This window comes from Rhodococcus sp. NPDC003383, assembly GCF_053589115.1.
Window position 1 is genome coordinate 1 of sequence record NZ_JBSFRG010000002.1, and the last position, 25,429, is coordinate 25,429.

Consider the following 25,429-nt stretch of genomic DNA (forward strand, 5'->3'; position numbering starts at 1 on the left):
TAACCACAATTGGGGGGCGCTTGCGTTGTGGGGGGTGGGGGGGGCCCCCCCCCCCGTTAACCCCCGCGCCGGTGGGTGTTTTGGGCGGGCGGCCGCTACCGAAACCACGCACGAGGGCGGGGCTACCGGGGCAACACCACCGCCTCCCCGAGAACGTGCAGGCTCACGTGCGCGCCGATGTCGGGAGCGATGACACTGGTCTGACGCACCGCGAGCACGCCGTGCGGGGCCTCCGAGGCGTAGCGGGACCGGATGTCCGGTGTCGGTGTCAACCGGATCTGCAGCATCGAATCGTGGCCCAGGAACTCGCGTTCCAGCACGACCGCGTTGGCGCTGCCGTTCGCGGGGGTCGCCACGATCTGCTCGGGACGCAGCAGGACCCGAACCTCGCCCCCGGGCGCGTCCGCAGGCACCGGCACCGCGCCGAGCGGGCAGTCCGCGATGCCCGCCGTGCTGATCCGGCCGGGCAGGATCACCACGTCCCCGAGGAAGTTCGCGGTGAACAGGTCCGTCGGCCGGGTGTACACGTCCTGCGGTGCCCCCACCTGGGTGAGCCGTCCCTGCTTCATCACCGCGACCTGATCGGCGAACGACAGCGCCTCCTCCTGATCGTGGGTGACCAGGACCGTCGTCACCCCGGTCTCGCGGAGCAACTTCGCGACCGACCGGCGCATGCCGGCGCGCAGCGAGGCGTCGAGCGCGGTGAACGGTTCGTCGAGCAACATCAGCTTCGGCCGTCGGGCCAGTGCGCGGGCCAGAGCCACACGTTGCTGCTGCCCGCCGGACAGTTCGTCGGGCCGCCGGTCCGCGAAATCGGGGTCCAGCGACACGATTTCCATCAGTTCCCGCACCCGATCCCGCGAACGGCGCTCGCGCCACGGCAAACCGAACAGGATGTTGCGTCCCACGGTCAGGTGGGGGAACAACGCGCCGTCCTGCGCGACGTATCCGATGTCGCGCCGGTGCGCGGGCACGAACCGGGTGCCGTCGACCACGACCGTCCCGCCGACGCGGACGCTGCCGCCGCCGGGATGTTCGAATCCGGCGATGATTCGCAGCAGGGTCGTCTTTCCGCATCCGGACGATCCGACGACGGCCGTGGTGCTTCCCGCTGCGACGGTGAGGTCCACGCCGTGCAGCACTTCGACCGCGCCGAACGACTTGCGTACCGCGTCGACGACGAGACCGCTCATATCCCTGCAGCTTTCTGTGATTGCCGGAACAACAGATAGGTGACCGGCAGCGACACGATCACCATGATCGCCGCGTAGGGCGCGGCCCCTGCATAGTCGAGTTCGCTGCTCGCCGACCAGAACCGGGTCGCGAGCGTCGCGGTCCCGGTGGGGGAGAGCATCAGCGTCGCGGTCAGTTCGGTGGAGACCGCGATGAACACCAGTGCCATCCCCGCAGCGACCGCGGGGGCGGTGAGCCGGAGGGTGACCCGCCGGAACGCGGAGACGGGACGGACACCGAGGGACCGGGCGGCTTCCTCGAGCTCGACGGGTGCCTGGGCCAGCCCGGCGCGCACGTTCACCAGTGCCCGGGGCACGAACATCAGCACGTAGGCGACGATCACCATCGTCGTCGTCTGATACAGCCCGGGCAGATACGTCAGGCCGACGGTGATCAGGGCGAGCGCCACCACGATCCCGGGCAGCGAGCTCGTGACGTAGTTGCAGCCTTCCGCGACCTTCGCGAACCGGCCGGGGAACCGCACCGCGATCCATGCGACCGGGAAGGCCAGCACCGTCGTCGCGACCGCGGCCACCACCCCGTAGCCGAGCGTCTGCAGCAGGGCGCGCTGCAACTCGGCGCCGTCCCACACCGTGGCGCCGCCGCGTACCAGCCACCGCACGATCACGTACAGCGGCACACCGATCGCGGCGGCGAGCAGCGCGGTGAGACACGCGAGGGCAGGGAACTGTGTCCACCCCAGCGGCGTGGGGGTCGCGGTGCGGCCGGTGCCGGAGCCGAGTCGCGCGTACCGCGCCCGTCCCCGCGCGAGCGCTTCGAGCACCAGCACCGCCAGGCAACACAGCACCAGCACCCCGGCGAGCATCGTGCCGGCCGTGCCGTCGAACGTCGCCTGGAACTGTTCGTAGATCGCGGTGGTGAAGGTGTCGAACCGGATCATCGAGAACGCACCGAACTCGGCGAGCAGATGCAGCGCCACCAACAGCGACCCGCCGAGAATCGCGAGCCGCAGCTGCGGCAGCACCACCCGGACGAAGACCGCCCCCGGTCCACAGCCCAATGCCCGCGCCGACTCCTCGATCTCGGCGTCGAGGCGGCGCAGCGTGGCGAGCACCGGGAGGTATACGAGCGGGAAGTACGCCAGCGTGGTGATCAGGACACCGGCGAACAGCCCGTGCAGCGACGGAACGACGGTGACCCACGCATAGCTGTCGACGAACGCGGGGATCGCCAGCGGCGCCACGAGGATGGGCGCCCACCAGCGGGCACCCACGAGGGTCGTGCGGGCAACCAACCAGGCGGCGGCGACCCCGATCACGGCGCACAGCGGCACGGTGATCAGCACCAGGAGGCCGGTGTCGACGAGCAGCTCGCCGACACGGGGCCGGAAGACGAGGGTCCGGATGCTGTCCCACCCGGATTCGACGACACCGGTGACGACGAATCCGAGCGGGATCAGCGAGGCCACGACCATCAGTGCCGCGGGGATTGCCACGGCGAGGGGTGGACGTGATCGGGTGGTGCCGCCCGCCGGGATCCGGACGAGCGTGGATGTGACGGTCATGCGGAGCGGCTCAGATCAGGCCGGCATCGGTCATCATCTGCGTGACCTTCGCACTGTCGAGCGTCGACGGGTCGACCGGGGGCGCCTGAAGTTCGACGAGCGGCACGAGCGCGGGGTTGGCGGCGACGTCGCTGCCCACCGGGTATTCGAACGAGGTCCCGGTCTGCAGGATCTCCTGCCCCTTCTTCCCGGTGATGAACTTCAGGAACGCCTGCGCCTGCTGCTGATGTGTGCTCGCGGCGAGCACGCCGCCGCCGGACACGCTGACGAATGCGCCCGGGTCCTCGTTGCGGAAGTAGTGGAGCTGGGTGTTGCTGCTGTTCTCCCCGCCCTTGGCCTGGTCGCCGAACCAGTAGTAGTGGTAGATGACGCCGCCGTCGATCTCTCCGGCATTCACGGCCTTGAGCACCGCGGTGTTGCCCTTGTAGGGCACGGAGCCGGCCTTCATGGCGTCGAGCCACGCGCGCGTCGCGTCCTCCCCGCGCAGCTCGAGCAGCGCGGCGACGATGGCCTGGAAGTCGGCACCCGACGGCGACGCCGCCCACCGGCCCTTCCACTCGGGGTTCTGCAGATCGAGCAGGGACTTCGGCAGTCGGTCGGGGGTGAGGGCCTCGGTGTTGTAGACGAACACCGTCGAGCGAGCGGCGATGCCGGTCCACTTGCCGGTGGACGGGCGGTACTGCTCGGGAACCTGGGCGAGCGTGTCGGGGGCGACGTCGGCGAACAGGCCGGCGTTCTCGACGGCGGCCATGGCCGGCGAGTTCTCGGTGAGGAACACATCCGCCGGGGAGCGGTCGCCCTCGGCGATCAACTGGTTGGCCATCTCGGTGTCGCCGCCGTTGCGGAGATTGACGGTGATGCCGGTTTCCGCGGTGAATTCGTCCACCCATTCCTGGGTGAGCGATTCGTGCTGCGCGTTGTAGACCGTGATCGCGTTCGCGTCTTCGGAATTTCCGCCGGACGTGTCGTTGCTGCATGCCGACAACGTCAGCAGTGCAGCAACGCCCAGCGCCCCGGCTGCCAGGGCGCTGCGGGTCCATCGGTGTCGCGACGGTGTAGTTCTCATGTGTTCCTCCGTGTCGAGCGCAGTTCGATCGCACCGGCGATCGAGTCGAATGCTACGCGCCGACCAAGGTAAGACTCACCGAAGTATCCTCGTCAACGACCGTGCCCTTCAGGTGAATTGGGCGTTTCGCCCGATTTTCACCGATCGTGACGGACCACTCCGGCGCCGGGACGCCACACGTCGACGTGCAACTTCTCGTCGACGGTGACGAGCACGGCCTCGTCGAGGTCGAGCTCGAACAGGTGCATCGGGCCCTCCGGCACCTCCGACGGATACGCCGCGAGGATCGCGTCCTTCGTGGCGCCGTGCAGTTCGCGCGCCCGCCCCGCGACCTTCGCGTCGCCTCCCACCATGTCGTGGTGGCCGGGATTGGAATGCAGGGCGTACCGACCGTCCCGCTGCAGGTCGCGGGCCTTCACCGCGCCGTACATCGATCCGATCACGAGCCGGCCGTCGACGATCTCGACCTCGGTGCCGCTGACGCGCGGGGAGCCGTCGCGGCGCAGGGTGGCCAGGACGTGGTGCTTGTGGGCGGCCCAGCGTGCGGCGATCGCGTCCGCGAGATCCGGTGCTTCGGTACGGAACTGTTCCCAAGTTGCCATGCGACCACTGTGCACCCGCACTCTGACATCTCGTGTCAGGGATTCACGTGGTGAGTCGGAATCGGCTCACGCTGTAGCGTGGGCGAATTCCGAATCGGTGAGCGATTCGTCGGCAGGTTGGCGCTGCGTGCGGCGGGGGAGCGGCTCGCGCGGCTCAACCACCCATGATGCGACGCAACTGCCGGCCCTGGGCGACGAGTTCGCCGGTGGGACTGCGTAGTTCGGTGTCGTCGACGCACAGATCCGCGCTCGCCCACGTCGTGTGCTGGCGCAGATGGAACCATTCGCCGGCCGGATCGTGGGCGGCGGGCGCCAGATGCGCCGTGAACTCGGCGGTGGGGATCGGCACCGGCGCGGTCCGCATCGCGAACAGCCCCGGCGGCAGCGCATCGAGCAGCACCGCGGCGCGAACCGCCGGCGGCAACAGCACATCCGGCCGCAGCCGGATCCATACCTCGAACGTCGGATCCGTGCCGCCACCGAACGGGCGGGCCGCGTTGATCGGGCGGATGTCGAGATACTGCGAGAACGGCACGAAGTCGACCGGGATCTCCAGCACCGGCCGGGTCCACGGATCCACGTCGGGCACGGTCGACGGGGACGCCCACCGGGCGGGTTCGATATCCCGCACGAGCCGCACCAGCCCGGTCACCTCACCGTTCCCGAGCGAGGCGCGGGCGCCCGCCGTGCGCCCGGATCGCAGCGACTCGACGTGCACCTCGACCCGCCCGGGCGGCACCGGCGCATAGAAATGCGCGGTGATCGCGGCCGGTACGGCGTCGAGTTCGGCGGCGCTCGCGTGGAGCAGTATCCCGGCGACCAGGCCGCCGTGCAGGCCCCCGAACCCGCGCCACGTGGCGTCGAACGAGGACGGAAGATCGATGGTCAGCGGAGAACTCGTCATCGCACAGGCTCCTGATCGAGGGGTGTGGGCACGGCAGCCGGCCGAACCATCTAGCTATGAATCCCTATAGTCAGCAACGGTAGAATCTGACTATGGAATTTGCAAGTCAGGACGAGGTGGAAGTGCTCGCATGCCGCCCGGCCGGGTCGGTGAGACCCGCTACAGCAACATGTCTTGACCGCTACGCCGGGTTTCGCGTCCTCAGCGCACCAGCAGCCAGTTCTGATCGTGCCGGTAGAACGTGGAGCGCTTCACCGCGCGGGGGTTCGCGACCCCGTCACGTGTCAGCAGGGCGCCGGGAGAGCCGAGTTGCACCGCACGACCCTCGAGCCACCGGTACCCGCCGAACCAGCGCGGCCGGTCGACGGCCGCCCGCAGCCCGGGCATGGTCACGGTCGGCTCGATGCGCAGGCCGGGAACCTCGCCGGAGAACAGGCGTGTGTCGTCGACGTAGGCCTCCCCGACGAGATCGGGGCCTTCCCCCTCGACGAGTGCGCGACCCACCAGGGCGATCCCCGCGTCGTCACGGATCAGCGGGACCGACTTGGCCGTGCCCTGCAGCGCCACCGCGGCCGCCTTCGAACCCGTGCGCAACCCGTAGGCCTCGGTCGCCGGGGTGCGCTTCTCGGGCACGTACGCCAGCTCCACACCGAGGCGGTCGGTGCGCATGAGCCGGGTGAGGGTAGCTGCGAACGCGGCATCGCTGCCCACCACGATCAGGCGGGGATCCTCGACCGCCTCGAGGTGGGCGAACACGTCCTCGAAGTCGTCCTTCTCCGGCAGAGCGGGTGCGGATACTGCGGTCACCGGCGTGAGCGCCAACGGTACGGGTGTTTCACCGCATTTGAGCACTACCGGTGTCAACAGGGCTCCTCGCAACTGATCGGGTCGGGCAGGTGGCCGGGCGTCGACTCCACTGTAGTGAAGCTTCCAGCGGGGTGTGCGCGGCGTTTCGGTGACGCCGGGCACGAAGGGGAACCGGCCGTCCATTAGACTGACGTCCCGGCTACTGCCCGTGGCGGCAGGACCTGCAGGCGAGAGACCGCCCGCACATCGACACCTGCTTAGGAGACCGCGAGATGCCGGCAATCGTCCTGATCGGCGCCCAGTGGGGCGACGAGGGCAAGGGCAAAGCTACCGATCTACTGGGCGGACGCCTGCAGTGGGTGGTGCGGTACCAGGGCGGCAACAACGCCGGCCACACCGTCGTCCTGCCGAACGGTGACAAGTTCGCGCTCCATCTGATCCCCTCGGGCATCCTCACCCCGGGCGTCACCAACGTGATCGGCAACGGAGTCGTCGTCGATCCGGGCGTGCTGCTCACCGAGCTCGCCGGTCTGGAAGAGCGCGGCGTGGACACCTCCCGCCTGCTGCTGTCCGCCGACGCGCACCTGATCATGCCGTACCACGTGGCCATCGACAAGGTCACCGAACGGTTCCTCGGCGCCAAGAAGATCGGCACCACCGGTCGCGGAATCGGCCCCTGCTACCAGGACAAGATCGCCCGCGTCGGCGTGCGCGTCGCCGACGTCCTGGACGAGAAGATCTTCACCCAGAAGGTCGAGGCGGCCCTCGAGTTCAAGAACCAGGTGCTGGCGAAGATCTACAACCGCAAGGCTCTCGACCCGCAGCAGGTCGTCGACGAGGTGCTCGGCCAGGCCGAAGGGTTCAAGCACCGCATCACCGACACCCGGCTCGAGCTCAACCGGGCGCTCGAACGCGGCGAGACGATCCTGCTCGAGGGTTCGCAGGGCACGTTGCTCGACGTCGACCACGGCACCTACCCGTACGTGACCTCCTCGAACCCCACCTCCGGTGGCGCGGCGGTCGGTTCGGGCATCGGCCCCACCAAGATCACCACGGTGCTCGGCATCCTCAAGGCCTACACGACCCGCGTCGGCTCGGGCCCGTTCCCGACCGAGCTGTTCGACGACCACGGCGCGTACCTGGCCAAGCAGGGCGGCGAGGTCGGTGTCACGACCGGCCGTGCCCGCCGCACCGGCTGGTTCGACGCGGTCATCGCCCGCTACGCGACGCGCGTCAACGGCATCACCGACTACTTCCTCACCAAGCTCGACGTGCTGTCGAGCCTGGACACCATCCCGATCTGCGTCGCCTACGAGGTGGACGGCGTGCGCGTCGACGACATGCCGATGACGCAGACCGACATCCACCACGCCAAGCCGATCTACGAGGAGATGCCGGGCTGGTGGGAGGACATCTCGCAGTGCCGCACCTTCGAGGAGCTGCCGAAGAACGCGCAGAACTACGTGCTGCGGCTCGAAGAGCTGTCCGGTGCACGCATTTCGTGCATCGGTGTCGGACCGGGCCGCGACGAAACCATCGTGCGCCACGACGTGCTGGCCTGACGTCGGTAAACAGTCGGTTTCGTGGTGTTCGCGGAGTTGCTGTAGGCGCCCCCTGCCGGGACTAGACTCCTGGCCATGAGTCAGACTTGGCCGCTGATTCAGCGGCAGGGGGAGTTCGACATCATACTTCGGGCACTCACTGCCGACGCCGGTACGTGTGGGGTGGTGCTGACCGGTGCCGCCGGTGTCGGCAAGACCACTCTCGCGCGGTTCGCGACCGCGTCTCTGCCGGGTGGGGTGCGCTGGGTGGCCGGCACCGAATCCGCGCGCAGCATTCCGCTCGGTGTGTTCGCGCACCTGGTGGGATCGGCCACCTCTCGCGATCCCGTCAATTTCCTTGCCGCCGCCCGCGAAGCGCTGCTCGCGGACGGTACGGGCATCGTCATCGGCGTCGACGACGCGCACCTGCTCGACCAGCTCTCGGCGACCTTCCTGCACCAGCTCGCCATCGACGGGGTCGCCCACATCGTCGCGACCGTCCGAACCGGCGAATCGGTACCGGACGCGGTGACCTCGTTGTGGAAGGACGGCTATCTCGAGCACCTCGAGCTGACGCCGTTCAGCCGCGAGCAGAGCACCCAGTACATCGAATCGGTGCTCGGCGGCACCCTCGAGGAACTCAGCGCCGACCGCATGTGGGAGGCGTCCGGCGGGAACGCCCTGTTCCTGCGGCATCTCGTCGAAGGCGCACTCGAAGCCGGCACCCTCCGCGAGAAGCGCGGTGTCTGGCAGCTCCGCGGGCGCGCGGCGATCACCTCCGAACTCGCCGCCCTGCTCGAGGGCCGCATCGAGCAGCTGCCCGAGGATGTGCTGCGCTGCCTGCAGCTCCTCGCGTTCTGCGAACCCATCGATCTCGACACGCTGGCGTCCATCGCGAGCGAGGACGCCATCGAGGAGGCAGAGAAGCGCGGCCTGATCCGCATCCACGAGGACGGCCCGCAGCTCGAGGTCCGCTACGCGCATCCGTTGTTCAGCGAGGTGATCCGTGCCGGCGTCGGCCGGGCCGCGGCACGCCGCCTGCGCGGCACGCTCGTCGAGGCGCTGCAGTCCTCCGACCTGTCCACCCCGGCCGCCCACATCCGGCTCACCGAACTCGCGCTCGAGAGCGACCGCGCACCCGATATCGAATTGCTGACCTCGGCGGCGCGCAGCTCGATCCGGCTCGCCGACTTCGGCCTCGGTGAGCGTTTCGCGCGTGCCGCGGTGCGTGCCGGGGGCGGCTTCGATGCCGCGCAACTGCTGGCCCGCACGCTGCTGTGGCTCGGCCGGTGCGACGAGGCCGAGACGCTGCTGGCCGGATTCGATCCGGACGACCTCGACCCGGCACAGTTGTTGCGGTGGGGGATGCCCCGCGTCGCCAACCTGTTCTTCGGCAAGGGGGACGTCGCGACGGCCGAGCAGGTCCTCGCAATGCTCCGGGAGCGCGTGGAACATCCCGCGCTGGCACTGGCGGTGCGCGCGCTGACGGCGACCTGCGCGGTCTCACGGAACCGGCTCGAGGAAGGACTCGCCGAGGCGGAAGCGGTCATGGCCGAAGCGGATCTGCTGCCCTGGGCCGTCGAATTCGCTACCTACGCGCAACTCTGGGGGTACGGGGTGGCCGGGCGCAGCTCGGACGCGCGCGCGGCCGCGGCGCGCAACGACACCATCGCCGACAAGGTCGACGGACTGTTCCGGTACATGCCCGCGGTGGCGTCGGTGAACGCCCAGCTCTTCGCGGGCGAGCTGGAGGCCGCGGAACGCCGGGCCCGCAAGTTCCTCGACAGCGCAAGCAGTCTCGAATATCTCGCGTGGGGGCAGGCCAGTGTCGTGGTCGCCCTCGTCGAACTGGCGCGCGGGAAGGTCGCCGACGCGGCGCGCCGCCTCGAGCAGGCGATCGCGGCGCTGAGCGTCGGCCCGCCGACGAACGCGATCGCGTGGGTGTTCCCCGCATACGCACCACTGGTCGTGGCGTATTCGCTGCTGGGCCGCACCGGCGATGCCGAGGCGATGCTCGAGATCGCGGACCGTCGCAACAGCCCGCTGCTGCTCAACGCGGTGCAGCACGAGCTCGCTCGCGCCTGGCTCTACGCGGCCCGCGGCGAACTGTCCCGCGCGCTCGCCACCGCCCGCTCGGTCTCCGAAAAAGCCGCTGCCAGTGGACAGTACGGTGTCGAGGCCATGGCGTTGTACATCGCGATGCGATTCGGCGACACCACCACCGCACCGCGGCTCGCCGAACTGGCCGAGATCTGCGACGGACGCCTGGTGCCCCTCGCCGCCGCGCAGGCCGCGGCGGTCGCGGCGGCGGACCACCGCAAACTCGTCGAGATCGCAGGCGAATACGAGTCCATCGGGATTCCGATCGATGCCGCCGACGCCTACGCCCAGGCGGCGCAGGCGGCGATGGCCGCGGGCCGCCGGAACGAGGCGCTCGATGCCGCGGCCGCCGCGAACACCATCGCCGAGAAGTGCGACCACGTGACCACACCCGCGATTCTCGATGCGGCACAGCCGCTTCCGCTCACCAAGCGGGAACGGGAGATCGCGACGATGGTGGCGACCGGGCTCAGCAACCAGGAGATCGCCGATCGGCTGTTCCTGTCGGTGCGCACCGTCGAAGGGCACATCTACCGGGCCTGCACGAAACTCGGCGTCTCCGACCGTGCGCAACTGGGAGAGGCGCTGCGCAAGCGGCACTGAGCAGCAGGCGGGGGATCGTCAGAACAGGGTCGGGTCGTCGAATCCCGGTGTGTGTTCGAGGGCGAGGAGTTCGCGCTTGGTGACGATGCTGCCCGGCGCCGAGAACCCGCCGATGGCTCCCCCGGCCGCGAGAACCCGATGGCACGGCACGACGATCGGAACCGGATTGCGGCCCAGTGCCTGGCCGACGGCCTGGGCCCCGCCGGGTCGTCCGAGTGCCGCGGCCACCTCGCCGTAGGTCGCTGTCGAACCCGGATCGAGGGATCGCGTGTATTCGTAGACAGCGCAGTCGAATTCGGAGACGTCGCGATAGTCCACGGGCACCCACCGCAGATCGTCGGCGGCTCCGGCCAGATGTGCCGTCACCGCCTCGACGATCGGCGCGATCGCCGGCGGCAGGGAATTCTCGACGGCGGTGGGGAAGCGGCGCCGCACCTCGTCGCGGGTCGGTTCCGGTGCGGGTTCGGGCAGTTGGATCCCGACGACGCCGGTCGCCGACCAGACGATCGCGCACGTGCCGATCGCGGTGTCGAACAACGCGAACGACGTGTGCAGGGGCTCTCGGGTCTCGGTGGTGCCGGGTTCGGTCACCGCCCCAGTATGAACTGGACCTCCGACAGATGGCCACTGGTGACGACTGGACTGACATACTGGACCGGTGATGATTCGCGCGATCGGCGCAGGCTCCCTGGCGCGGGACCTGGGCAACTGGCAGGACACGGACGACGCGCGCCCCGCGTACCGGGCGCTCGCCGACGGCATCCGCCTGCTCGTGCACGACGGCCGCGTGCCGCTCGGCGTCGCGCTGCCCAGCGAACGGGAACTCGCGGCCGTGCTGTCGCTGAGCCGGACCACCATCACCTCCGCGTACACCGTCCTGCGAGAGCAGGGATACCTCCACAGCCGGCAGGGTGCCCGCAGCGTCGTCGCGAAACCGGCCGACGCATCGCGTCCGGTGGGGAACCGGGACCGAACCGCCGCACCCGTCGGCGACGTGGTCGACCTGAGCGACGCGTCGATGCCGGCGCCGGGACCGGAGATCGAAACCGCCTACGCGGCGGCGCTGCGGGCGATGCCCGCCTACCTGACCGGCCACGGGGTCGAACCGATCGGCATCCCGAGCCTGCGAGAGGTCATCGCGCAGCGCTACGCCGAGAGCGGTCTCCCCACCACCGTCGACCAGATCATGGTCACGACGGGGGCCCAGCACGCGCTGCGACTGCTGCTCGGGGTGCTCACCGATCCCGGCGACCGCGTCGTCGTCGACCACCCCACCTACCCGAACGCGCTCGAGGCGATCCGGCGGCACGGCGCCCGCCCGATCCCGGTGCCGGTACGGCCGGAAGGCGGCGCCGACGGCGGCTGGGACCCCGACGGACTGCGTAGCGCCGCCCGCCAGACCGCGGCGCGCATGGCCTATCTGATCCCCGACTTCCACAACCCGACCGGGCTGTGCCTGGGGGAGGACGGTCGCGCCGAACTCGCCCGCATCGCCCGCGAGACCCGCATGACCGTGGTCGTCGACGAGACGATGGTGGATCTGTGGCTCGACGCGCCCCCACCCCCGTCGGTGGCGTCCTACGCGCAGGCTCTCGGCCACGGCGAGTCGGTCGTGACCATCGGCTCGACCGGCAAGTCGCTGTGGGGTGGTCTGCGGGTCGGCTGGATCCGAGCCGACCGCGACCTGATCACCCGGCTCACCGGCGCCAGAACGGCAGTGGACCTCGGTACCCCGGTCATGGAGCAACTGGCCGCGGCGCACCTGCTCGCCGACGTCGACGACCTGCTCGCCGGGCGCCGCGCCCGGCTGCGGGATCAGCGGGCGGTGATGCTCGAGGAACTCGGGGCACGCCTGCCGGGGTGGGAGTGCTCGGTGGGGCGAGGCGGCATGTCGTTGTGGGTGCGCATGCCCGAGCCGGTGTCGACGGCATTGGCCGCGATCGCCCCGAACCACGGGGCGCTGCTCGTCGCCGGCCCGAGATTCGGGGTGCAGGGCGCGTTCGAGCGGTTCGTGCGCCTGCCGTACACGCGGGAGTCCGACGATCTGCGCCGTGGGGTCGCGGCGGTCGCAGAGGCCTACCGCGCGCTCGCGATCGGCCGTGACCTCACCGAACCCCGCCTGGTGGTCTGATCGTCGCGGGTTCGGGAGCGGACCGTGGCTCGCATGTCGTTCGCTGACGTTATCCTCGATGACAACGGGAAGAATTGAGCATCGGCACTGCGAACGAGATTCGAGGGCGACCGTGTCCGGGCCGGATCCGCTGTCCACGCAGCGCGACGTCGGAGCCGACGTCGCATCGGAACTCGCCCTTGCCGGATTCGTGGACGCGTACGAAATCGGCCGTGGCGGTTTCGGAATCGTGTATCGCTGTCACGAGGTCGCGCTCGACCGGACGGTCGCGGTCAAGGTTCTGACCTCGCACCTCGCGCCGGACAATCTGGAACGCTTCCTCCGCGAGCAGCGCGCCATGGGCCGCCTGTCCGGGCATCCGCACATCGTCAACGTGATGCAGGTCGGGACCACCGTGTCCGGTCGGCCGTACCTGGTGATGCAGTACCACCGCCGGGATTCGCTGGACGCCCGGATCCGCCGCACCGGCCCGGTCGGGTGGGAGGAGACCCTGCACCTGGGGGTCGCGCTGGCCGGGGCGCTCGAGACCGCCCACCGGCTCGGCATCCTGCACCGCGACGTCAAGCCCGCGAACATCATGCTCACCGAGTTCGGGGAACCGCAGCTCACCGACTTCGGGATCGCGCGGATCCGCGGCGGATTCGAGACGGTGACCGGCGAGATCACCGGGTCGCCGGCGTTCACCGCACCCGAGGTGCTGGCCGGGCACACACCGACACCGGCGTCGGATGTCTACAGCCTCGCCGCGACACTGTTCTGCGCGCTCACCGGGCACGCCGCATTCGAACGCCGCAGCGGCGAGAAGATCGTCACCCAGTTCGTGCGGGTGAGCACCGAACCCATCCCGGATCTGCGCGAGGAGGGTGTGCCCGACGCCCTCTGCGCGGCGATCGAGCAGGCCATGTCGGCCGATCCGCGGGACCGGCCCGCGACCGCCGCGGAATTCGGTGAGCAACTGCGCGAAATCCAGGCACAGCAGGGCCTGGTCGTCGACGAGTTGTCGATCGCCGGTGCCTCCGACCATGCGCACGAGCCGCTGGTGTCCGGGAGCACAACCGGGACGAGCGGACGCAGCGTCCGGCGCACCGGAGCGGCCTCCCGGGTCACCACCCCGCCGGCCCCGGCCACCCGATTCCGCCCGCCGGTGCCGACCCGCCGGCTCGTGGCCCGGCGCAGACTGCTCGCTCTGCTCGGCGGTGAACGCCGTCGGCGCCTGATCGCCGTGCACGCGCCACCGGGCTTCGGCAAGACGATGCTGGCGTTGCAGTGGCGCTACGTGCTCGACAACAGCGGCGTCCCGGTCGCGTGGCTGAACGTCGATCGGGACGACAACAACGTCGTGTGGTTCCTCACGCACCTCGTCGAAGCGTTCCGTCAGGTCCGCCCGGAACTGGTCGGGGACCTCACGCAGACCCTCGCCGAACACGGCGACGAGGCCGAGAGGTATGTGCTCACCTCGCTGATCGACAGGATCCACGCGGCCGGGGAACGAGTCGTGATCATCCTCGACGACTGGCACCGCGTCACCGACCGGGCGACCGTCGCGGCGATGGGGTTCCTGCTGGACAACTGCTGCCGCCATCTGCAGGTGATGGTCGTCGGACGGACCCGGGCGGGACTTCCGATGAGCCGGATGCGGGTGCGTGAGGACCTCATCGAAATCGATTTCCACGAACTGCGTTTCAGCGTCCAGGAGGCTCGCGAATTCCTCGTGGACCAGTGCTGCCTGGCACTCGACGACGAACGCGTGGCGGCGCTGACCGCGGCGACGGACGGCTGGCCGGCGGCGCTGCAGCTGGCCTCGATGTCGCTGTGCGGGCTCGACGACCCGGACGACTTCATCACCCATCTGTCCGGCCGTCACCGCGACATCGGCGAGTTCCTCACCGAGAACGTCCTGGCCTCGCTGGAACCGGAACTCGTCGACTTCCTGCTCACCGCGGCCGTCACCGAACGCACCTGCGGAAGCCTCGCGTCCGCACTCAGCGGGCACGAGCGCGGGCAGGCGATGCTCGAGGAGATCGAGGAACGCGACCTGTTCCTGCACCGCGTGGACCAGGAGGGGAGGTGGTTCCAGTTCCAGCCGTTGTTCGCCGAGTTCCTGCGCCAGCGTCTCGAACGGGATCATCCCGAGCAGTTGCTGCAATTGCATCGCAGCGCTTCACAGTGGTGCGAGAAACACGACATGCTCATCGAGGCCGTCGACCATGCGCTGGCGACGGGTGACGACGAGCGCGCCGTCGACCTCGTCGAACGCAACGGCCGCCGGCTTCTCGAAAACGGCCGGGGATCGGTTCTGCTCGGTCTCGTCGAGAAGCTGCCCATGGCGGAAGTGACGCGTCGGCCCCGACTGCAACTGGCGATCGCGTGGGCGAACGTCGTCACCCACCGCCCGCAGCCGGGACTGCGGGCACTCGGTCTCGTCGAGAGCGGAATGGCGTCCGGTGCCGTCACGGGCGAGGAAGCCGCGGACATGGTCGTGGAGGTGGAGGTGATCCGCGGTCTCATCGACGTGCGCGCCGATCGGAGCGGGCGCAGCGCCGACATCGTCGAACACTGCCTGGCCCGGGCCGAGACCCTCCCGTCCGTGGTGGTCTCGACCGGACTGAACACCGCCACGTTCGACGCCGTGTACCGCGGGGAATTCGACGAAGCACGTCGCCTGCAGGAACTCGCGCGGCCGTATCACGAACTCAACGCCGGACCGTACAACCTGATGCACGGGCACACCCTGCTCGGTCTCGCCGCATTCGAACAGCTCGACGTCGACACCGCCGCCGAGCACTTCCGGGACGCCCTGGCCCTGTCGCGGCGCGTCGGCGGCCGGCACTCGTCGGCGGCTCTGCTCGCGGGATCGGTTCGCGGTGAGTTCCTGTACGAGAGAGGCGAACTCGACGAGGCGGCGCGACTGCTCGACGACGGTTACGCGCTCGGTGCCGAAGGCGGCGTCGTCGACTTCAAGATCGCCCGGTTCGTCGTCGGCGCGCGCATCGCCGCGGTACGCGGCAACCGCGACATCGCGGCCGAACGGTTGCGCGACGGCGCCGACGCGGCCGCGAGCATGCACCTCGACCGGCTGGCCGCGGCCGTCGAGAACGAACGCATCCGGTTGGACCTGTCGCCGGTGCGCCGGCCGCGACCGGTCGCGCGGTACGGGTCCGACCGACCCGAAAGCGGAACCGCCCTGCTGACGGCGCAGATCGACGACGCGACCGCGATCCGGCTCCTGCTGTCCGACCCCACCGCCGAGCACACCGACCTCGCCTGCCGGTGGGCCTCGGAGTGGGTGCAGAGGTGGCGGGACGGCGCGTGGCCCCGGAGAACCCTGCTCGCCGAACGGCTCCTGGTGGCGTGCCTCGCCGCGGCGGGGCGCGACGACGAGGCCGCCGACCTGCTCGTGACGGTGGCCGACGTCGCCGCGCGCGCGGGACTGGCCCGCCTCCTACCGGACGGCGGCCCGTACGTGATCGAGGTGACGCGGCGCGTCCTCGACGACATCCGTGCCGACCGGGCACGCCCGGGATGGCCCGCCGTGCCGGCCTCGTTCCTCGAGGCAGCGGTCACGGCGGGGTCCGTACATCGGGTCTAGCGACTCAGGTCCAGACGGTGTCGATGTCGGTGGCCTCACCGGCCGGCGGAATGGGCGCACCCGCAGGCGTGCGCGAGAAGCGCGGCGCCGGCGCGTGCTGCGTGACCCCGTCGAGTTCGATGAGCGAGCCGCGGGCGGCGATGTGCTCGTTGTTCGGTGCCTCGGCCCAGGTCAGGACCGGGGACACACAGGCATCGGTGCCCAGGAAGATCTCCGACCACTCGTCGCGGGTCTTGGTGAGGAACGTCTCGGTGAACAGCTTCTTCATCTCGGGCCAGGCCGACCGGTCGAGCTGCTGCGGCAGGTTCGCCGCATCGAGTCCGAGGCCCTGCAGCAGCAACGCGTAGAACTGCGGCTCGATCGCCCCGACCGCCATGTACTTGCCGTCCGAGGTCTCGTACACGTCGTAGAACGGTGCGCCGGTGTCGAGCAGGTTCGTGCCCCGCTCGTCCGACCACACGCCGCGGCCGCGGAACGCCCACATCATGTGCGAGAGCGCGAGCGCGCCGTCGACCATCGCCGCGTCGACGACCTGCCCCTTGCCGGACGTCTGCCGCTCGACGAGCGCGGAGAGGATGCCGAAGATCAGGAACATCGAACCGCCACCGAAGTCGCCGACCATGTTCAGCGGCGGCACCGGACGCTCACCCTCGCGACCGATCGCGTGCAGCACACCGGTGAGCGAGATGTAGTTGATGTCGTGACCGGCGGCGTTGGCCAGAGGGCCTTCCTGACCCCAGCCGGTCATGCGGCCGTAGACCAGACGCGGGTTGCGGGCCAGCGCGACGTCGGGGCCGAGACCCATGCGCTCGGTGACGCCGGGACGGAATCCCTCGATCAGGACGTCGGCGCGCTCGATGAGCCCGAGCACCTTCTCGACCTGCTCGGGATCCTTGAGGTTGGCCTCGACGACCGTACGGCCGCGCTGGATCTGGTCGCGGTGACCGGCGGGCGGGATCAGTCCGGGACGCTGGACGCACACGACGTCGGCGCCGAGATCGGCGAGCAGGGTCGCGGCGTGCGGACCCGGGCCGAGACCGGCGAACTCGACGACGCGGATACCCGCGAGCGGACCCTTCTTCTCAACAGCTTCAGCGGACACTCGGCGAACCTCACTCGGGACGTTGGGACCTGTTCTCCGTGAGGTTACCTTTAGCGATCGCTAGATGTGCCGGTGGTCACCCCTCGTACAGGTCGGCCTCGCCGAGTCGGGTCGCTTCGAGTGCGTGCTCGAGCGTCGGGTGCCGGTAGACCGAGACCACCTGGTCGTCGACCACCCGGAAGGCCAGTGCCTCCTCGACCGCTTCGTCCGGTGCGGACGCCCACGTCGCGGTCTCCTCGACGACGACGATGCCGCCGTGCACGTACATCCGGCCCGGGGTGAGCGTCACGCCGGACGTCGTCGCCCACTCCCGGAGCTCGTCCAGGCCCTGATCCTCGTCGTCGTCGTCCGTCGGCAGGACGATGTCGTCGCTGGACAGTTCCAGCAGTGTTTCGACGTCGTTGTCGTTCACGGCGTCGTGCCAGGCGAGGACGGTGGCGATCTCCGAGGTGCTCATAACCGCAGATGCTAGTCAGTGGCAGGGGGCGGTGGGTGAATGTCGTGATTCGGTTGCCGGTGCCGGAGGCGGGGGAGCACAGTGGATTGTATGACGATCAGCGGCCAACTCGTGGGTTTCGTGCCGAGCACCGATCTCGATGTCTCGGAAATGTTCTATGTCGACACGCTCGGATTCCGGAAGATCGCCCGCGACCACTTCGCCCTCGTGCTCGACGGTGGCGGTGGCACGCCGGTGCGGGTGACGCTGGTGCAGTCCCGGGCCGACACCGGTTACACGGTGCTGGGCTGGCAGGTCGACGACATCAACGCCTCCGTCGAGGCGTTGCGGGACAAGGGCGTCGACCTTGTCCGATACAAAGGTATGGATCAGGACGACCACGATGTCTGGACGGCCCCGGACGGCATGCGGGTCGCCTGGTTCCGCGACCCGCACGGCAACGTGCTGTCGTTGACGCAGCCGCCGGCCTGACCGGCGCCGTCGCGGCGGGTCACCCGCCGAGGAAACTGCCCCACACGAATCCGGCGAGCAGGACCGAGAACCCGCCCATCTCGCCGACGATGAGCGCGGTCATCGCGACGGTCGTGGTCCGGTCCGGACGCTCGAACTGGTTGGTGGTGTCGCGCAGTGCGCCGTGCACGATGTAACTGCCGATCGCAATCACGAAGAACGCCACCAGCACTCCGGCGGCGACCAGGTTCACCGCCGTCGGCCACGCGCTCAACTCGACGAACACCGCGGTGAGCAGCGTCGCGAACGAGTACAGCAACGCCGAACGGTGTGCGATGTCGACGTACGGGTGCGCGAGATGGTTCTCCGACGTGACCATCTGCCGGTACTTCCATACGCCGAGGCCGAGCGCGAGCACGAAGATCAGCCCCGCGGCGAGCACCGTCAACTCCGTATCGATCCCTACATCCATCGCGCAAGTATGGCGGCGGGTGCGGGGTTGCACCAGATTCAGCTGCAGCCGCTGGTGTTTCCGCACGACGGACACGCATGGCACGAACCGGAGCGCTGCATCCGGACCCCGCACTGCATGCAGTACGGGGCGTCCGACTCCCGGCCGGAGGTGCCTGCATGGCCCTGGCGGGTGTCGGTGACCGTCTCGGCGGTCTCGGCGGTCTCGGTGCCGCCGGGCAACCGGTCCGACCGTTCCGAGGTGGTGCGGATACCCAGATCCATACGGACGTCCGGTTCCAGGTAGTCGATCGCGAGCCGCCGGAAGATGTAATCGAGGATCGACGTGGCCAGCCGCAGATCGGGATCGTCCGTGATGCCCGCGGGCTCGAACCGGGTACTGGTGAACGCCCGCACGAATGTGCTCAACGGAACCCCGTACTGCAGGCCGTAACTGACCGACATCGAGAACGCATCCATGATCCCGGCCAGGGTCGAGCCCTGCTTCGACACGCGCAGGAACATCTCCCCGGGCCTGCCGTCGTCGTACTCGCCGATCGTGAAGAAGCCCTTGCAGTCCGCGACCCGGAACTCGAAGGTGCGCGAATTGCGGGTCCGCGGAAGGCGTTCGCGTCGCGGGGCCGGCACCGCCGCATCCGGAACCGTGGTCCCGGGGATTGTGCTACCGGGGATCGGGGGCGCCGACGTCGTCTGCGTCGGTGCGCCCGACAACGGTTGTCCGAGCTTGCAGTTGTCCCGGTACACCGCGACCGCCTTGAGCCCCAGTCGCCAACTGTCGAGGTACAGATCCTCGATGTCGCGCACGGTCGCGGACTCGGGCAGGTTCACGGTCTTCGAGATCGCCCCCGACAGGAACGGCTGCACCGCCGCCATCATCAGCACATGCCCGCGCGGCTCGATCACGTTGTCGCCCATCGATGTCGCGAACACCGCGCGGTGCTCGTCGCGGATGTGCGGGGCGCCGGTCAGAGTGCGACGGGTGTCCAGGTGGGTCACCACGTCCGCGACCTGCGCCGGGGTGTAACCGAGTCGCGACAGGGCGCGCGGCACCGTGCGGTTGACGATCGACAGCGTGCCGCCGCCGACCAGCTTCTTCGACTTGACCAGCGCCAGATCCGGTTCGATACCCGTTGTGTCGCAATCCATTGCGAGACCGATCGTGCCGGTCGGGGCGAGCACCGTCACCTGGCTGTTGCGCACACCGTGCTCGGCCGCCCCCGCGACCGCCTCGTCCCAGCTCTCCCGGGCCGCGGTGAGCACCGGACCGGGAGCGAGATCGGCGTCGACGTCGTCGAGTGCGCCGCGATGCCGCGCGAGCACGGCGAGGGTCGGCTCCCGGTTCTCGGCGAATCCGTCGAACGGCCCCAGCCGCTCGGCCAGGCGCGCCGAGACCGCGTAGGCGTGCCCGGTCATCAGGGCGGTTATCGCCGCGGCGTACGCGCGGCCGGCATCGCTGTCGTAGGGCAGACCCGAAGCCATCAGCAACGCACCGAGATTCGCGTATCCCAACCCGAGCTGGCGGAACCGCCGCGAGGTCTCACCGATCCGCCCGGTCGGATAGTCGGCGCGGCCCACGAGAATCTCCTGGGCGGTGATGAGTACCGCCACCGCGTGCCGGAACCCGTCCACGTCGAACGTGCCGTCCTCGAGCAGGAACGTCAGCAGGTTCAGGCTCGCCAGGTTGCATGCGGAATCGTCGAGGTGCATGTACTCCGAGCACGGATTCGACCCATTGATCCGGCCGGTCACCGCCGCGGTGTTCCAGCGGTTGATGGTGGTGTCGAACTGGATGCCCGGGTCCGCGCACTCCCACGCAGCAGATGCGATGCGCCCGAACAACTCTCGTGCCGACACGGTACGCACCGTCGAGCCGGTGGTGACCGCACGCAGCGGCCACTGCGCGTCGTCGACGACCGCCTGCATGAACTCGTCGGTGACCCGCACCGAGTTGTTGGCGTTCTGGTACTGCACCGAATGGCTGTCGCGGCCGTCGAGTCCCATGTCGAAACCCGCGGCGTCGAGCACGCGGGCCTTACGTTCCTCGATGGCCTTGCACTCCACGAACTCCTCGATGTCGGGATGGCCGACGTCGAGGATCACCATCTTCGCGGCCCGCCGGGTCTTGCCGCCGGACTTGATGGTCCCGGCCGAGGCGTCCGCGCCGCGCATGAAACTGACCGGGCCCGACGCGGTACCGCCCCCACCCAGGGGTTCGGCGGACGACCGGATCCGGGACAGGTTGACCCCGGCCCCGGAACCGCCTTTGAAGATCACCGCCTCCTGCCGGTACCACTCGAGGATCGAATCGATGCTGTCGTCGACCGACAGGATGAAACAGGCGCTGGCCTGCTGCGGAACGTCCGGGACGCCGATGTTGAACCACACCGGGCTGTTGAACGACGCCTTCTGGTGCACGAGCAGGTACGTCAGTTCGGCCGCGAACGCCTCCGGGTCGTCGAGGTGGCCGTCGGCGGTGCCCCACGCGGTGATGGTGTCGACGATGCGGGCCACGACGTCGCGCAGCGAGGTCTCCCGGCCCGGCGAGCCGAGTTCGCCGCGGAAGTATTTCTGGCTGACGATGTCCGTCGCGTTCTGCGACCAGCCGGACGGGAACTCGACATCCTTCTGCTCGAACACCACCGCGCCGGTGCCGTGGTGCACGATGCGGGCGTCGCGCCGCTGCCAGTCCACCTCGTCCGCGGGATCACGGCCGGCGGTGGTGAAGTGCCGGACCTCGGCGGCGGTGAAATCCCGCACGTCGGCACGGCCGATGTCGGGCGCGTCACCGTCGTGCTCGTGCGTCCTGCTGTCCGTCTGGCTACTGCCCATCGCATCCTCCCGGAACGAACGCCGGTGCCACATATAGTCCCACCATGATCTCACCGCGTCTCGGCACTCCGCTGTCGCCGAATGCCACTCGTGTCCTCATGCTCGGCGCAGGCGAACTAGGGAAAGAAGTCACCATCGCGCTGCAACGGCTGGGTGTGGAGGTGGTCGCCGTGGACCGGTACTCGAACGCGCCCGGGCAGCAGGTCGCGCATCGCGCCCACACCGTCGACATGGGTGACCCCCAGGCGCTCCTCGCGATCATCGAGGCCGAACGACCCGACCTGGTGGTCCCCGAAATCGAGGCCATCGCCACCGACGCGCTCGCCGTCGTCGAGGAACGCGGGCTCGCCGAGGTCATTCCCACCGCACGCGCCACGCAGCTGACCATGAACCGCGAAGGAATCCGGCGTCTGGCCGCCGAGGAACTGGGCCTGCCCACCTCGCCCTACCGGTTCGCCGAATCGCTCGCGGAGGTGCTCGCCGCAGCCGAGGCGGTCGGCTATCCGTGCGTCGTGAAGCCGGTGATGTCGTCGTCGGGAAAGGGACAGTCGACGGTGCGGTCCGCCGACGAGATGCCCGCGGCCTGGGACTACGCGCTGGCCGGGGGGCGCATCAACCACGGCCGGGTCATCGTCGAAGGGTTCGTGGACTTCGACTACGAGATCACCCAGCTCACCGTCCGCGCGATCGGTGACTCCGGCGACGTCGAGACGTTCTTCTGCGAGCCGATCGGGCACGTGCAGAGCCGCGGCGACTACATCGAGTCGTGGCAGCCGCAGCCGATGAGCGACGCGGCGCTGACCCGGGCACGGGAGATCGCGGCGGCGGTCACCGGCGCGCTCGGCGGCCGCGGCGTGTTCGGTGTCGAGCTGTTCGTCAAGGGCGACGAGGTGTACTTCTCCGAGGTCAGTCCCCGCCCGCACGACACCGGCCTGGTCACCCTGCGCAGCCAGCGGCTGTCGGAGTTCGAACTGCACGCCCGCGCGATCCTCGGGCTCCCGGTCGACACCTCGCTGCTCGCGCCGGGTGCGTCCGCCGTGATCTACGGGGGCGTCGACGCCACCGGTATCGCGTTCGAGGGCGTGGCCGACGCGCTGCGCGTGCCCGAGTCCGACCTGCGGTTGTTCGGCAAGCCCGAGTCCTACGCGCGTCGGCGGATGGGGGTGGCCGTGGCCACCGGCCCGGACATCGACACCGCCCGGGCCCGGGCGGGCGAGGCCGCCTCCCTCGTGCGGCCGGTCGCACCGTGAGCGCCGGCGCGGAGGCCCTCGTCGGCCTCGCGATCCTCGTCGGCCTGTTCGGGATCGTCGTGCCGATCCTGCCGGGCACCATCCTGATCTTCGGCGCGATCCTGGTGTGGGCGATCCTCACCGGCGGGACCACCGCGTGGGTCGTGTTCGTGATCGCGACGGTCGCCCTGGTCGTCACCGGCGTCGTGAAGTACACGTGGCCCGGCAAACGGATCCGGCAGGCGGGTGTGCCGACCCGCTCGCTCGTCGTCGGTGGGCTCGTCGGGATCGTCGGATTCTTCGTGGTGCCGGTGATCGGCCTGGTGCTGGGTTTCCTGCTCGGCATGTACCTGTCCGAGGCGCAGCGGCACCGCACCCATCGCGGTGCGTGGGATTCGACGGTCGAGGCGACCAAGGCGGTCGGCCTGTCGATGCTCGTGGAACTGCTCGGCGGCCTCGTCGCCGCCGGCGCCTGGCTGTGGGCCGTGCTGTTCGTCCTCTGAGCTCCGCGCGTGCTTGCTCAGGCTCGGCCTGCCGTCGTCCTGCCCGGTCTCCGAAACAGAACGAACGGTACACCCAGTCGATCTGATCGAGTGAGTGTACCGTTCGCTCAGGAAAACGGCGGGTCGGCCGCGGGTCAGGCCTTGTGGGGCTCCGACGCGCGGAACATGTCGTCACGCTCGACGACCTTCACGCGCTCGCGGCCCTCGGCCTCGCCCAGGCTGCGCTCGTGCGCGTCGAGGCGGTACCAGCCCTGCCACGTGGTGTACGGCAGCTCCCTGGCCTCGAGGAACGCGACGACGGCATCCGCGTCGGGCTCGGCCGGGGTGTTCAGCCGGCCCTTGGCGTGGTCCTCGAGCAGGTTCGCGACCGTCTCGTTCGCGTCGCCCTTGGTGTGGCCGATCAGGCCGACCGGGCCGCGCTTGATCCAGCCGGTGACGTAGGTGTGCGGCAGGAACCGGTCGTGGCCCTCGGCGGTCTCGTCGGCGACGACGCGGCCGGCCTCGTTGGGGACGGTGCCGGCCTGGTCGTCGAACGGCAGCTGCGCGATGTTCTGCGACAGGTAGCCCACGGCGCGGTAGACCGCCTGGACCTCCCAGTCGTTGAACCTGCCGGTGCCGCGGACGTTGCCGGTGCCGTCGAGCTCGGTGCGCTCGGTGCGCAGACCGACGACCTTGCCGTTCTCGCCGAGCACCTCGGCGGGCGACTCGAAGAAGTGCAGGAACAGCTTGTGCGGGCGGTCGCCCACGTCGCGGATCGCCCAGTCCTGCAGGGTGTTGGCGACCATGTCGACCTGCTTGGAGTTGCGGCGCGCGAGCTCGGAGCCCTCGTCGTACTCGATGTCCTCCGGATCGACGATGACCTCGATGGTGGGCGAGTGGTCGAGTTCGCGCAGCTCGAGCGGGGTGAACTTGGCCTGCGCCGGGCCGCGGCGACCGAAGACGTGCACCTCGACGGCCTTGTTCTTCTTCAGGCCCTCGTAGACGTTCGGCGGGATCTCGGTCGGCAGCAGTTCGTCGCCGGTCTTGGCGAGCACGCGGGCGATGTCGAGGGCGACGTTGCCGACGCCGAGCACCGCGACCTTCTCGGCCTCGAGCGGCCACTCGCGCGGCACGTCCGGGTGGCCGTCGTACCAGGACACGAAGTCGGCGGCGCCGTAGCTGCCGTCGAGGTCGATGCCGGGGATGTTCAGGGCCCGGTCGGCGTTGGCGCCGGTGGAGAAGATCACCGCGTCGTAGAACCGCTTCAGGTCCTCGAGGGTGAAGTCGGTGCCGTAGTCGAGGTTGCCGAGCAGGCGGACCTGCGGCTTGTCGAGCACCTTGTGCAGGGCGGTGATGATGCCCTTGATGCGCGGGTGGTCCGGGGCCACGCCGTAGCGGATCAGGCCGAACGGCGCCGGCATGCGTTCGAACAGGTCGATGCTGACCCCGGGATCCTGCGCAGTGTCGGACTTCATGAGCGCATCGGCGGCGTAGATACCGGCGGGGCCGGCACCGACGATGGCGACGCGAAGGGGACGAGTCTGATCGGTCATCAGGGGTCAACTACCTCTTCGGAGAACGGACGGACGTGATTCAGCTTAATTTAGGTTGCCCTCTGATGGGCCGACACGGTGCCGCGGCAGACGGGCGGCGAGTGCGTGCAGAACGCAGCTGGGTGGGGAATCGCTTCAGCGACAACACATATGGGCAGACACACGACAGAGGTCGACGGCGAGACGTCGAACGAGGTGTGCGTAGGCCATGAACCAATTCCTACCTCGAGAGGGTTTATTGAGGCAAATGCGCCCCGACCGGCGGCAATCGACCTCCACCTAGGATCGGGGGCATGGCAGACAAGCGACCCGCACCCGAACCGGACCCCGACGAGCCCGAACGCAGCACCGCCGGACCGTTCCTCGGGGCCCTCGCCGTCGTGGTCGTGCTCATCCTCGTCGTCGTCGCCGGGCAGGTCTTCGGACCGTCCGACGAGTCCCTGAGCGACTCCGATCTGGTGTCCCGGACGGTCGACGACTACGTGCGAGCGCACAACGCCGACGACGACGATGCGATGACGCGGCTTCGCTGCGCCGAGCTGCCCGCCGATCAGGCTCCGCTCGCCGACGTCGACGGGGAGGCCACGATCGACAAGTTCGGCACCGTCGACATCGAGGGAGGCCGGGGCCGCGTCGAGACCCGCACCACCGTCGACGGAGAGCAGGACACGGTCGTCTGGTCGTTGACGCGCGTCGACGGCGACTGGCGGATCTGCACCGCCTGATTCCCCGCCCGCCTCGCAGGCCCCGACACG

At 69.5% G+C, this 25,429-nt stretch carries 20 protein-coding genes; 8 read left to right on the forward strand and 12 right to left on the reverse strand.

Features of this window, described 5'->3' with window-relative positions; translation table 11 throughout:
* Positions 1 to 122: 122 nt before the first annotated feature.
* The 6 genes from ACWDTS_RS01930 to ACWDTS_RS01955 form a co-directional block, all read right to left on the reverse strand.
* The gene (locus tag ACWDTS_RS01930) at positions 123 to 1,193 is read right to left on the reverse strand and encodes an ABC transporter ATP-binding protein (RefSeq protein ID WP_197254920.1); all 1,071 of its coding nucleotides are present in this window, start codon (positions 1,191 to 1,193) and stop codon (positions 123 to 125) included.
* On the reverse strand, positions 1,190 to 2,758 hold the full coding sequence (locus tag ACWDTS_RS01935) for an ABC transporter permease (RefSeq protein WP_450111482.1): 1,569 nt from the start codon (positions 2,756 to 2,758) through the stop codon (positions 1,190 to 1,192). Before ACWDTS_RS01935 ends, ACWDTS_RS01930 begins: the two co-directional genes overlap by 4 nt.
* A gap of 10 nt (positions 2,759 to 2,768) precedes the next feature.
* Positions 2,769 to 3,824, reverse strand: a complete 1,056-nt coding sequence (locus tag ACWDTS_RS01940; protein WP_197254922.1) for an iron ABC transporter substrate-binding protein — start codon at positions 3,822 to 3,824, stop codon at positions 2,769 to 2,771.
* A gap of 137 nt (positions 3,825 to 3,961) precedes the next feature.
* Positions 3,962 to 4,426, reverse strand: a complete 465-nt coding sequence (locus tag ACWDTS_RS01945) for a pyridoxamine 5'-phosphate oxidase family protein (protein WP_197254923.1) — start codon at positions 4,424 to 4,426, stop codon at positions 3,962 to 3,964.
* 154 nt (positions 4,427 to 4,580) lie between these two features.
* On the reverse strand, positions 4,581 to 5,330 hold the full coding sequence (locus ACWDTS_RS01950; RefSeq protein ID WP_450111481.1) for a thioesterase family protein: 750 nt from the start codon (positions 5,328 to 5,330) through the stop codon (positions 4,581 to 4,583).
* A gap of 201 nt (positions 5,331 to 5,531) precedes the next feature.
* Entirely contained in the window at positions 5,532 to 6,182 is a 651-nt protein-coding gene (locus ACWDTS_RS01955) for a hypothetical protein (protein ID WP_197252957.1), read from the reverse strand.
* 227 nt (positions 6,183 to 6,409) lie between these two features.
* Here ACWDTS_RS01955 and ACWDTS_RS01960 point away from each other — a divergent pair, with 227 nt between their 5' ends.
* On the forward strand, positions 6,410 to 7,699 hold the full coding sequence (locus ACWDTS_RS01960) for an adenylosuccinate synthase (RefSeq protein WP_197252947.1): 1,290 nt from the start codon (positions 6,410 to 6,412) through the stop codon (positions 7,697 to 7,699).
* A gap of 75 nt (positions 7,700 to 7,774) precedes the next feature.
* Entirely contained in the window at positions 7,775 to 10,381 is a 2,607-nt protein-coding gene (locus ACWDTS_RS01965; RefSeq protein ID WP_450117467.1) for a LuxR C-terminal-related transcriptional regulator, read from the forward strand.
* A gap of 18 nt (positions 10,382 to 10,399) precedes the next feature.
* Here the strand turns inward: ACWDTS_RS01965 and ACWDTS_RS01970 are convergent, their stop codons facing one another.
* Positions 10,400 to 10,936, reverse strand: coding sequence for a methylated-DNA--[protein]-cysteine S-methyltransferase (locus ACWDTS_RS01970; protein ID WP_231610829.1), 537 nt, complete (start codon positions 10,934 to 10,936; stop codon positions 10,400 to 10,402).
* 103 nt (positions 10,937 to 11,039) lie between these two features.
* On the opposite strand from ACWDTS_RS01970, the gene yczR reads away from it, so the two are divergent.
* Both yczR and ACWDTS_RS01980 read left to right on the forward strand, forming a co-directional pair.
* The gene (yczR, locus tag ACWDTS_RS01975) at positions 11,040 to 12,512 is read left to right on the forward strand and encodes a MocR-like transcription factor YczR (protein ID WP_248672975.1); all 1,473 of its coding nucleotides are present in this window, start codon (positions 11,040 to 11,042) and stop codon (positions 12,510 to 12,512) included.
* A 112-nt stretch (positions 12,513 to 12,624) separates the two neighbouring features.
* Entirely contained in the window at positions 12,625 to 16,101 is a 3,477-nt protein-coding gene (locus ACWDTS_RS01980; RefSeq protein WP_197252951.1) for a serine/threonine-protein kinase, read from the forward strand.
* 4 nt (positions 16,102 to 16,105) lie between these two features.
* Here ACWDTS_RS01980 and ACWDTS_RS01985 read toward each other — a convergent pair whose 3' ends face one another.
* Together ACWDTS_RS01985 and ACWDTS_RS01990 are read right to left on the reverse strand one after the other, a co-directional pair.
* Entirely contained in the window at positions 16,106 to 17,203 is a 1,098-nt protein-coding gene (locus ACWDTS_RS01985) for a CaiB/BaiF CoA transferase family protein (protein ID WP_197252952.1), read from the reverse strand.
* 76 nt (positions 17,204 to 17,279) lie between these two features.
* Entirely contained in the window at positions 17,280 to 17,660 is a 381-nt protein-coding gene (locus ACWDTS_RS01990) for a nuclear transport factor 2 family protein (RefSeq protein ID WP_248672977.1), read from the reverse strand.
* 90 nt (positions 17,661 to 17,750) lie between these two features.
* Between ACWDTS_RS01990 and ACWDTS_RS01995 the strand changes: the two genes are divergently transcribed.
* Entirely contained in the window at positions 17,751 to 18,131 is a 381-nt protein-coding gene (locus ACWDTS_RS01995; RefSeq protein ID WP_248672978.1) for a VOC family protein, read from the forward strand.
* Between the two features lie 19 nt (positions 18,132 to 18,150).
* Here the strand turns inward: ACWDTS_RS01995 and ACWDTS_RS02000 are convergent, their stop codons facing one another.
* Positions 18,151 to 18,582 (reverse strand): hypothetical protein, encoded by a 432-nt coding sequence (locus ACWDTS_RS02000; protein ID WP_248672979.1) that lies wholly within the window; start codon positions 18,580 to 18,582, stop codon positions 18,151 to 18,153.
* A gap of 38 nt (positions 18,583 to 18,620) precedes the next feature.
* Positions 18,621 to 21,410, reverse strand: coding sequence for a vitamin B12-dependent ribonucleotide reductase (locus ACWDTS_RS02005; RefSeq protein WP_450117468.1), 2,790 nt, complete (start codon positions 21,408 to 21,410; stop codon positions 18,621 to 18,623).
* Between the two features lie 44 nt (positions 21,411 to 21,454).
* Here ACWDTS_RS02005 and purT point away from each other — a divergent pair, with 44 nt between their 5' ends.
* Positions 21,455 to 22,660, forward strand: a complete 1,206-nt coding sequence (gene purT / locus ACWDTS_RS02010; protein ID WP_450117469.1) for a formate-dependent phosphoribosylglycinamide formyltransferase — start codon at positions 21,455 to 21,457, stop codon at positions 22,658 to 22,660.
* Positions 22,657 to 23,142 (forward strand): DUF456 domain-containing protein, encoded by a 486-nt coding sequence (locus tag ACWDTS_RS02015; protein ID WP_450117470.1) that lies wholly within the window; start codon positions 22,657 to 22,659, stop codon positions 23,140 to 23,142. The genes purT and ACWDTS_RS02015 overlap by 4 nt, the downstream gene beginning before the upstream one ends.
* Positions 23,143 to 23,276: 134 nt before the next feature.
* Here ACWDTS_RS02015 and ACWDTS_RS02020 read toward each other — a convergent pair whose 3' ends face one another.
* Positions 23,277 to 24,674, reverse strand: coding sequence for an FAD-dependent oxidoreductase (locus ACWDTS_RS02020; protein WP_450117471.1), 1,398 nt, complete (start codon positions 24,672 to 24,674; stop codon positions 23,277 to 23,279).
* A gap of 293 nt (positions 24,675 to 24,967) precedes the next feature.
* On the opposite strand from ACWDTS_RS02020, the gene ACWDTS_RS02025 reads away from it, so the two are divergent.
* Entirely contained in the window at positions 24,968 to 25,399 is a 432-nt protein-coding gene (locus ACWDTS_RS02025; protein ID WP_450117472.1) for an Rv0361 family membrane protein, read from the forward strand.
* Positions 25,400 to 25,429 lie beyond the last annotated feature (30 nt).

What these genes read in the sequence shown, in the direction of transcription:
- ACWDTS_RS02025 (WP_450117472.1), top strand. Translation starts at nt 24,968, where the DNA reads ATGGCAGACAAGCGACCCGCACCCGAACCGGACCCCGACGAGCCCGAA.
- ACWDTS_RS01945 (WP_197254923.1), bottom strand. Translation starts at nt 4,426, where the DNA reads ATGGCAACTTGGGAACAGTTCCGTACCGAAGCACCGGATCTCGCGGAC.
- ACWDTS_RS02000 (WP_248672979.1), bottom strand. Translation starts at nt 18,582, where the DNA reads ATGGATGTAGGGATCGATACGGAGTTGACGGTGCTCGCCGCGGGGCTG.
- ACWDTS_RS01950 (WP_450111481.1), bottom strand. Translation starts at nt 5,330, where the DNA reads ATGACGAGTTCTCCGCTGACCATCGATCTTCCGTCCTCGTTCGACGCC.
- ACWDTS_RS01960 (WP_197252947.1), top strand. Translation starts at nt 6,410, where the DNA reads ATGCCGGCAATCGTCCTGATCGGCGCCCAGTGGGGCGACGAGGGCAAG.
- ACWDTS_RS01995 (WP_248672978.1), top strand. Translation starts at nt 17,751, where the DNA reads ATGACGATCAGCGGCCAACTCGTGGGTTTCGTGCCGAGCACCGATCTC.
- ACWDTS_RS01930 (WP_197254920.1), bottom strand. Translation starts at nt 1,193, where the DNA reads ATGAGCGGTCTCGTCGTCGACGCGGTACGCAAGTCGTTCGGCGCGGTC.
- ACWDTS_RS02005 (WP_450117468.1), bottom strand. Translation starts at nt 21,410, where the DNA reads ATGGGCAGTAGCCAGACGGACAGCAGGACGCACGAGCACGACGGTGAC.
- ACWDTS_RS01935 (WP_450111482.1), bottom strand. Translation starts at nt 2,758, where the DNA reads ATGACCGTCACATCCACGCTCGTCCGGATCCCGGCGGGCGGCACCACC.
- ACWDTS_RS01965 (WP_450117467.1), top strand. Translation starts at nt 7,775, where the DNA reads ATGAGTCAGACTTGGCCGCTGATTCAGCGGCAGGGGGAGTTCGACATC.
- ACWDTS_RS01990 (WP_248672977.1), bottom strand. Translation starts at nt 17,660, where the DNA reads ATGAGCACCTCGGAGATCGCCACCGTCCTCGCCTGGCACGACGCCGTG.
- purT (WP_450117469.1), top strand. Translation starts at nt 21,455, where the DNA reads ATGATCTCACCGCGTCTCGGCACTCCGCTGTCGCCGAATGCCACTCGT.
- ACWDTS_RS02020 (WP_450117471.1), bottom strand. Translation starts at nt 24,674, where the DNA reads ATGACCGATCAGACTCGTCCCCTTCGCGTCGCCATCGTCGGTGCCGGC.
- ACWDTS_RS01940 (WP_197254922.1), bottom strand. Translation starts at nt 3,824, where the DNA reads ATGAGAACTACACCGTCGCGACACCGATGGACCCGCAGCGCCCTGGCA.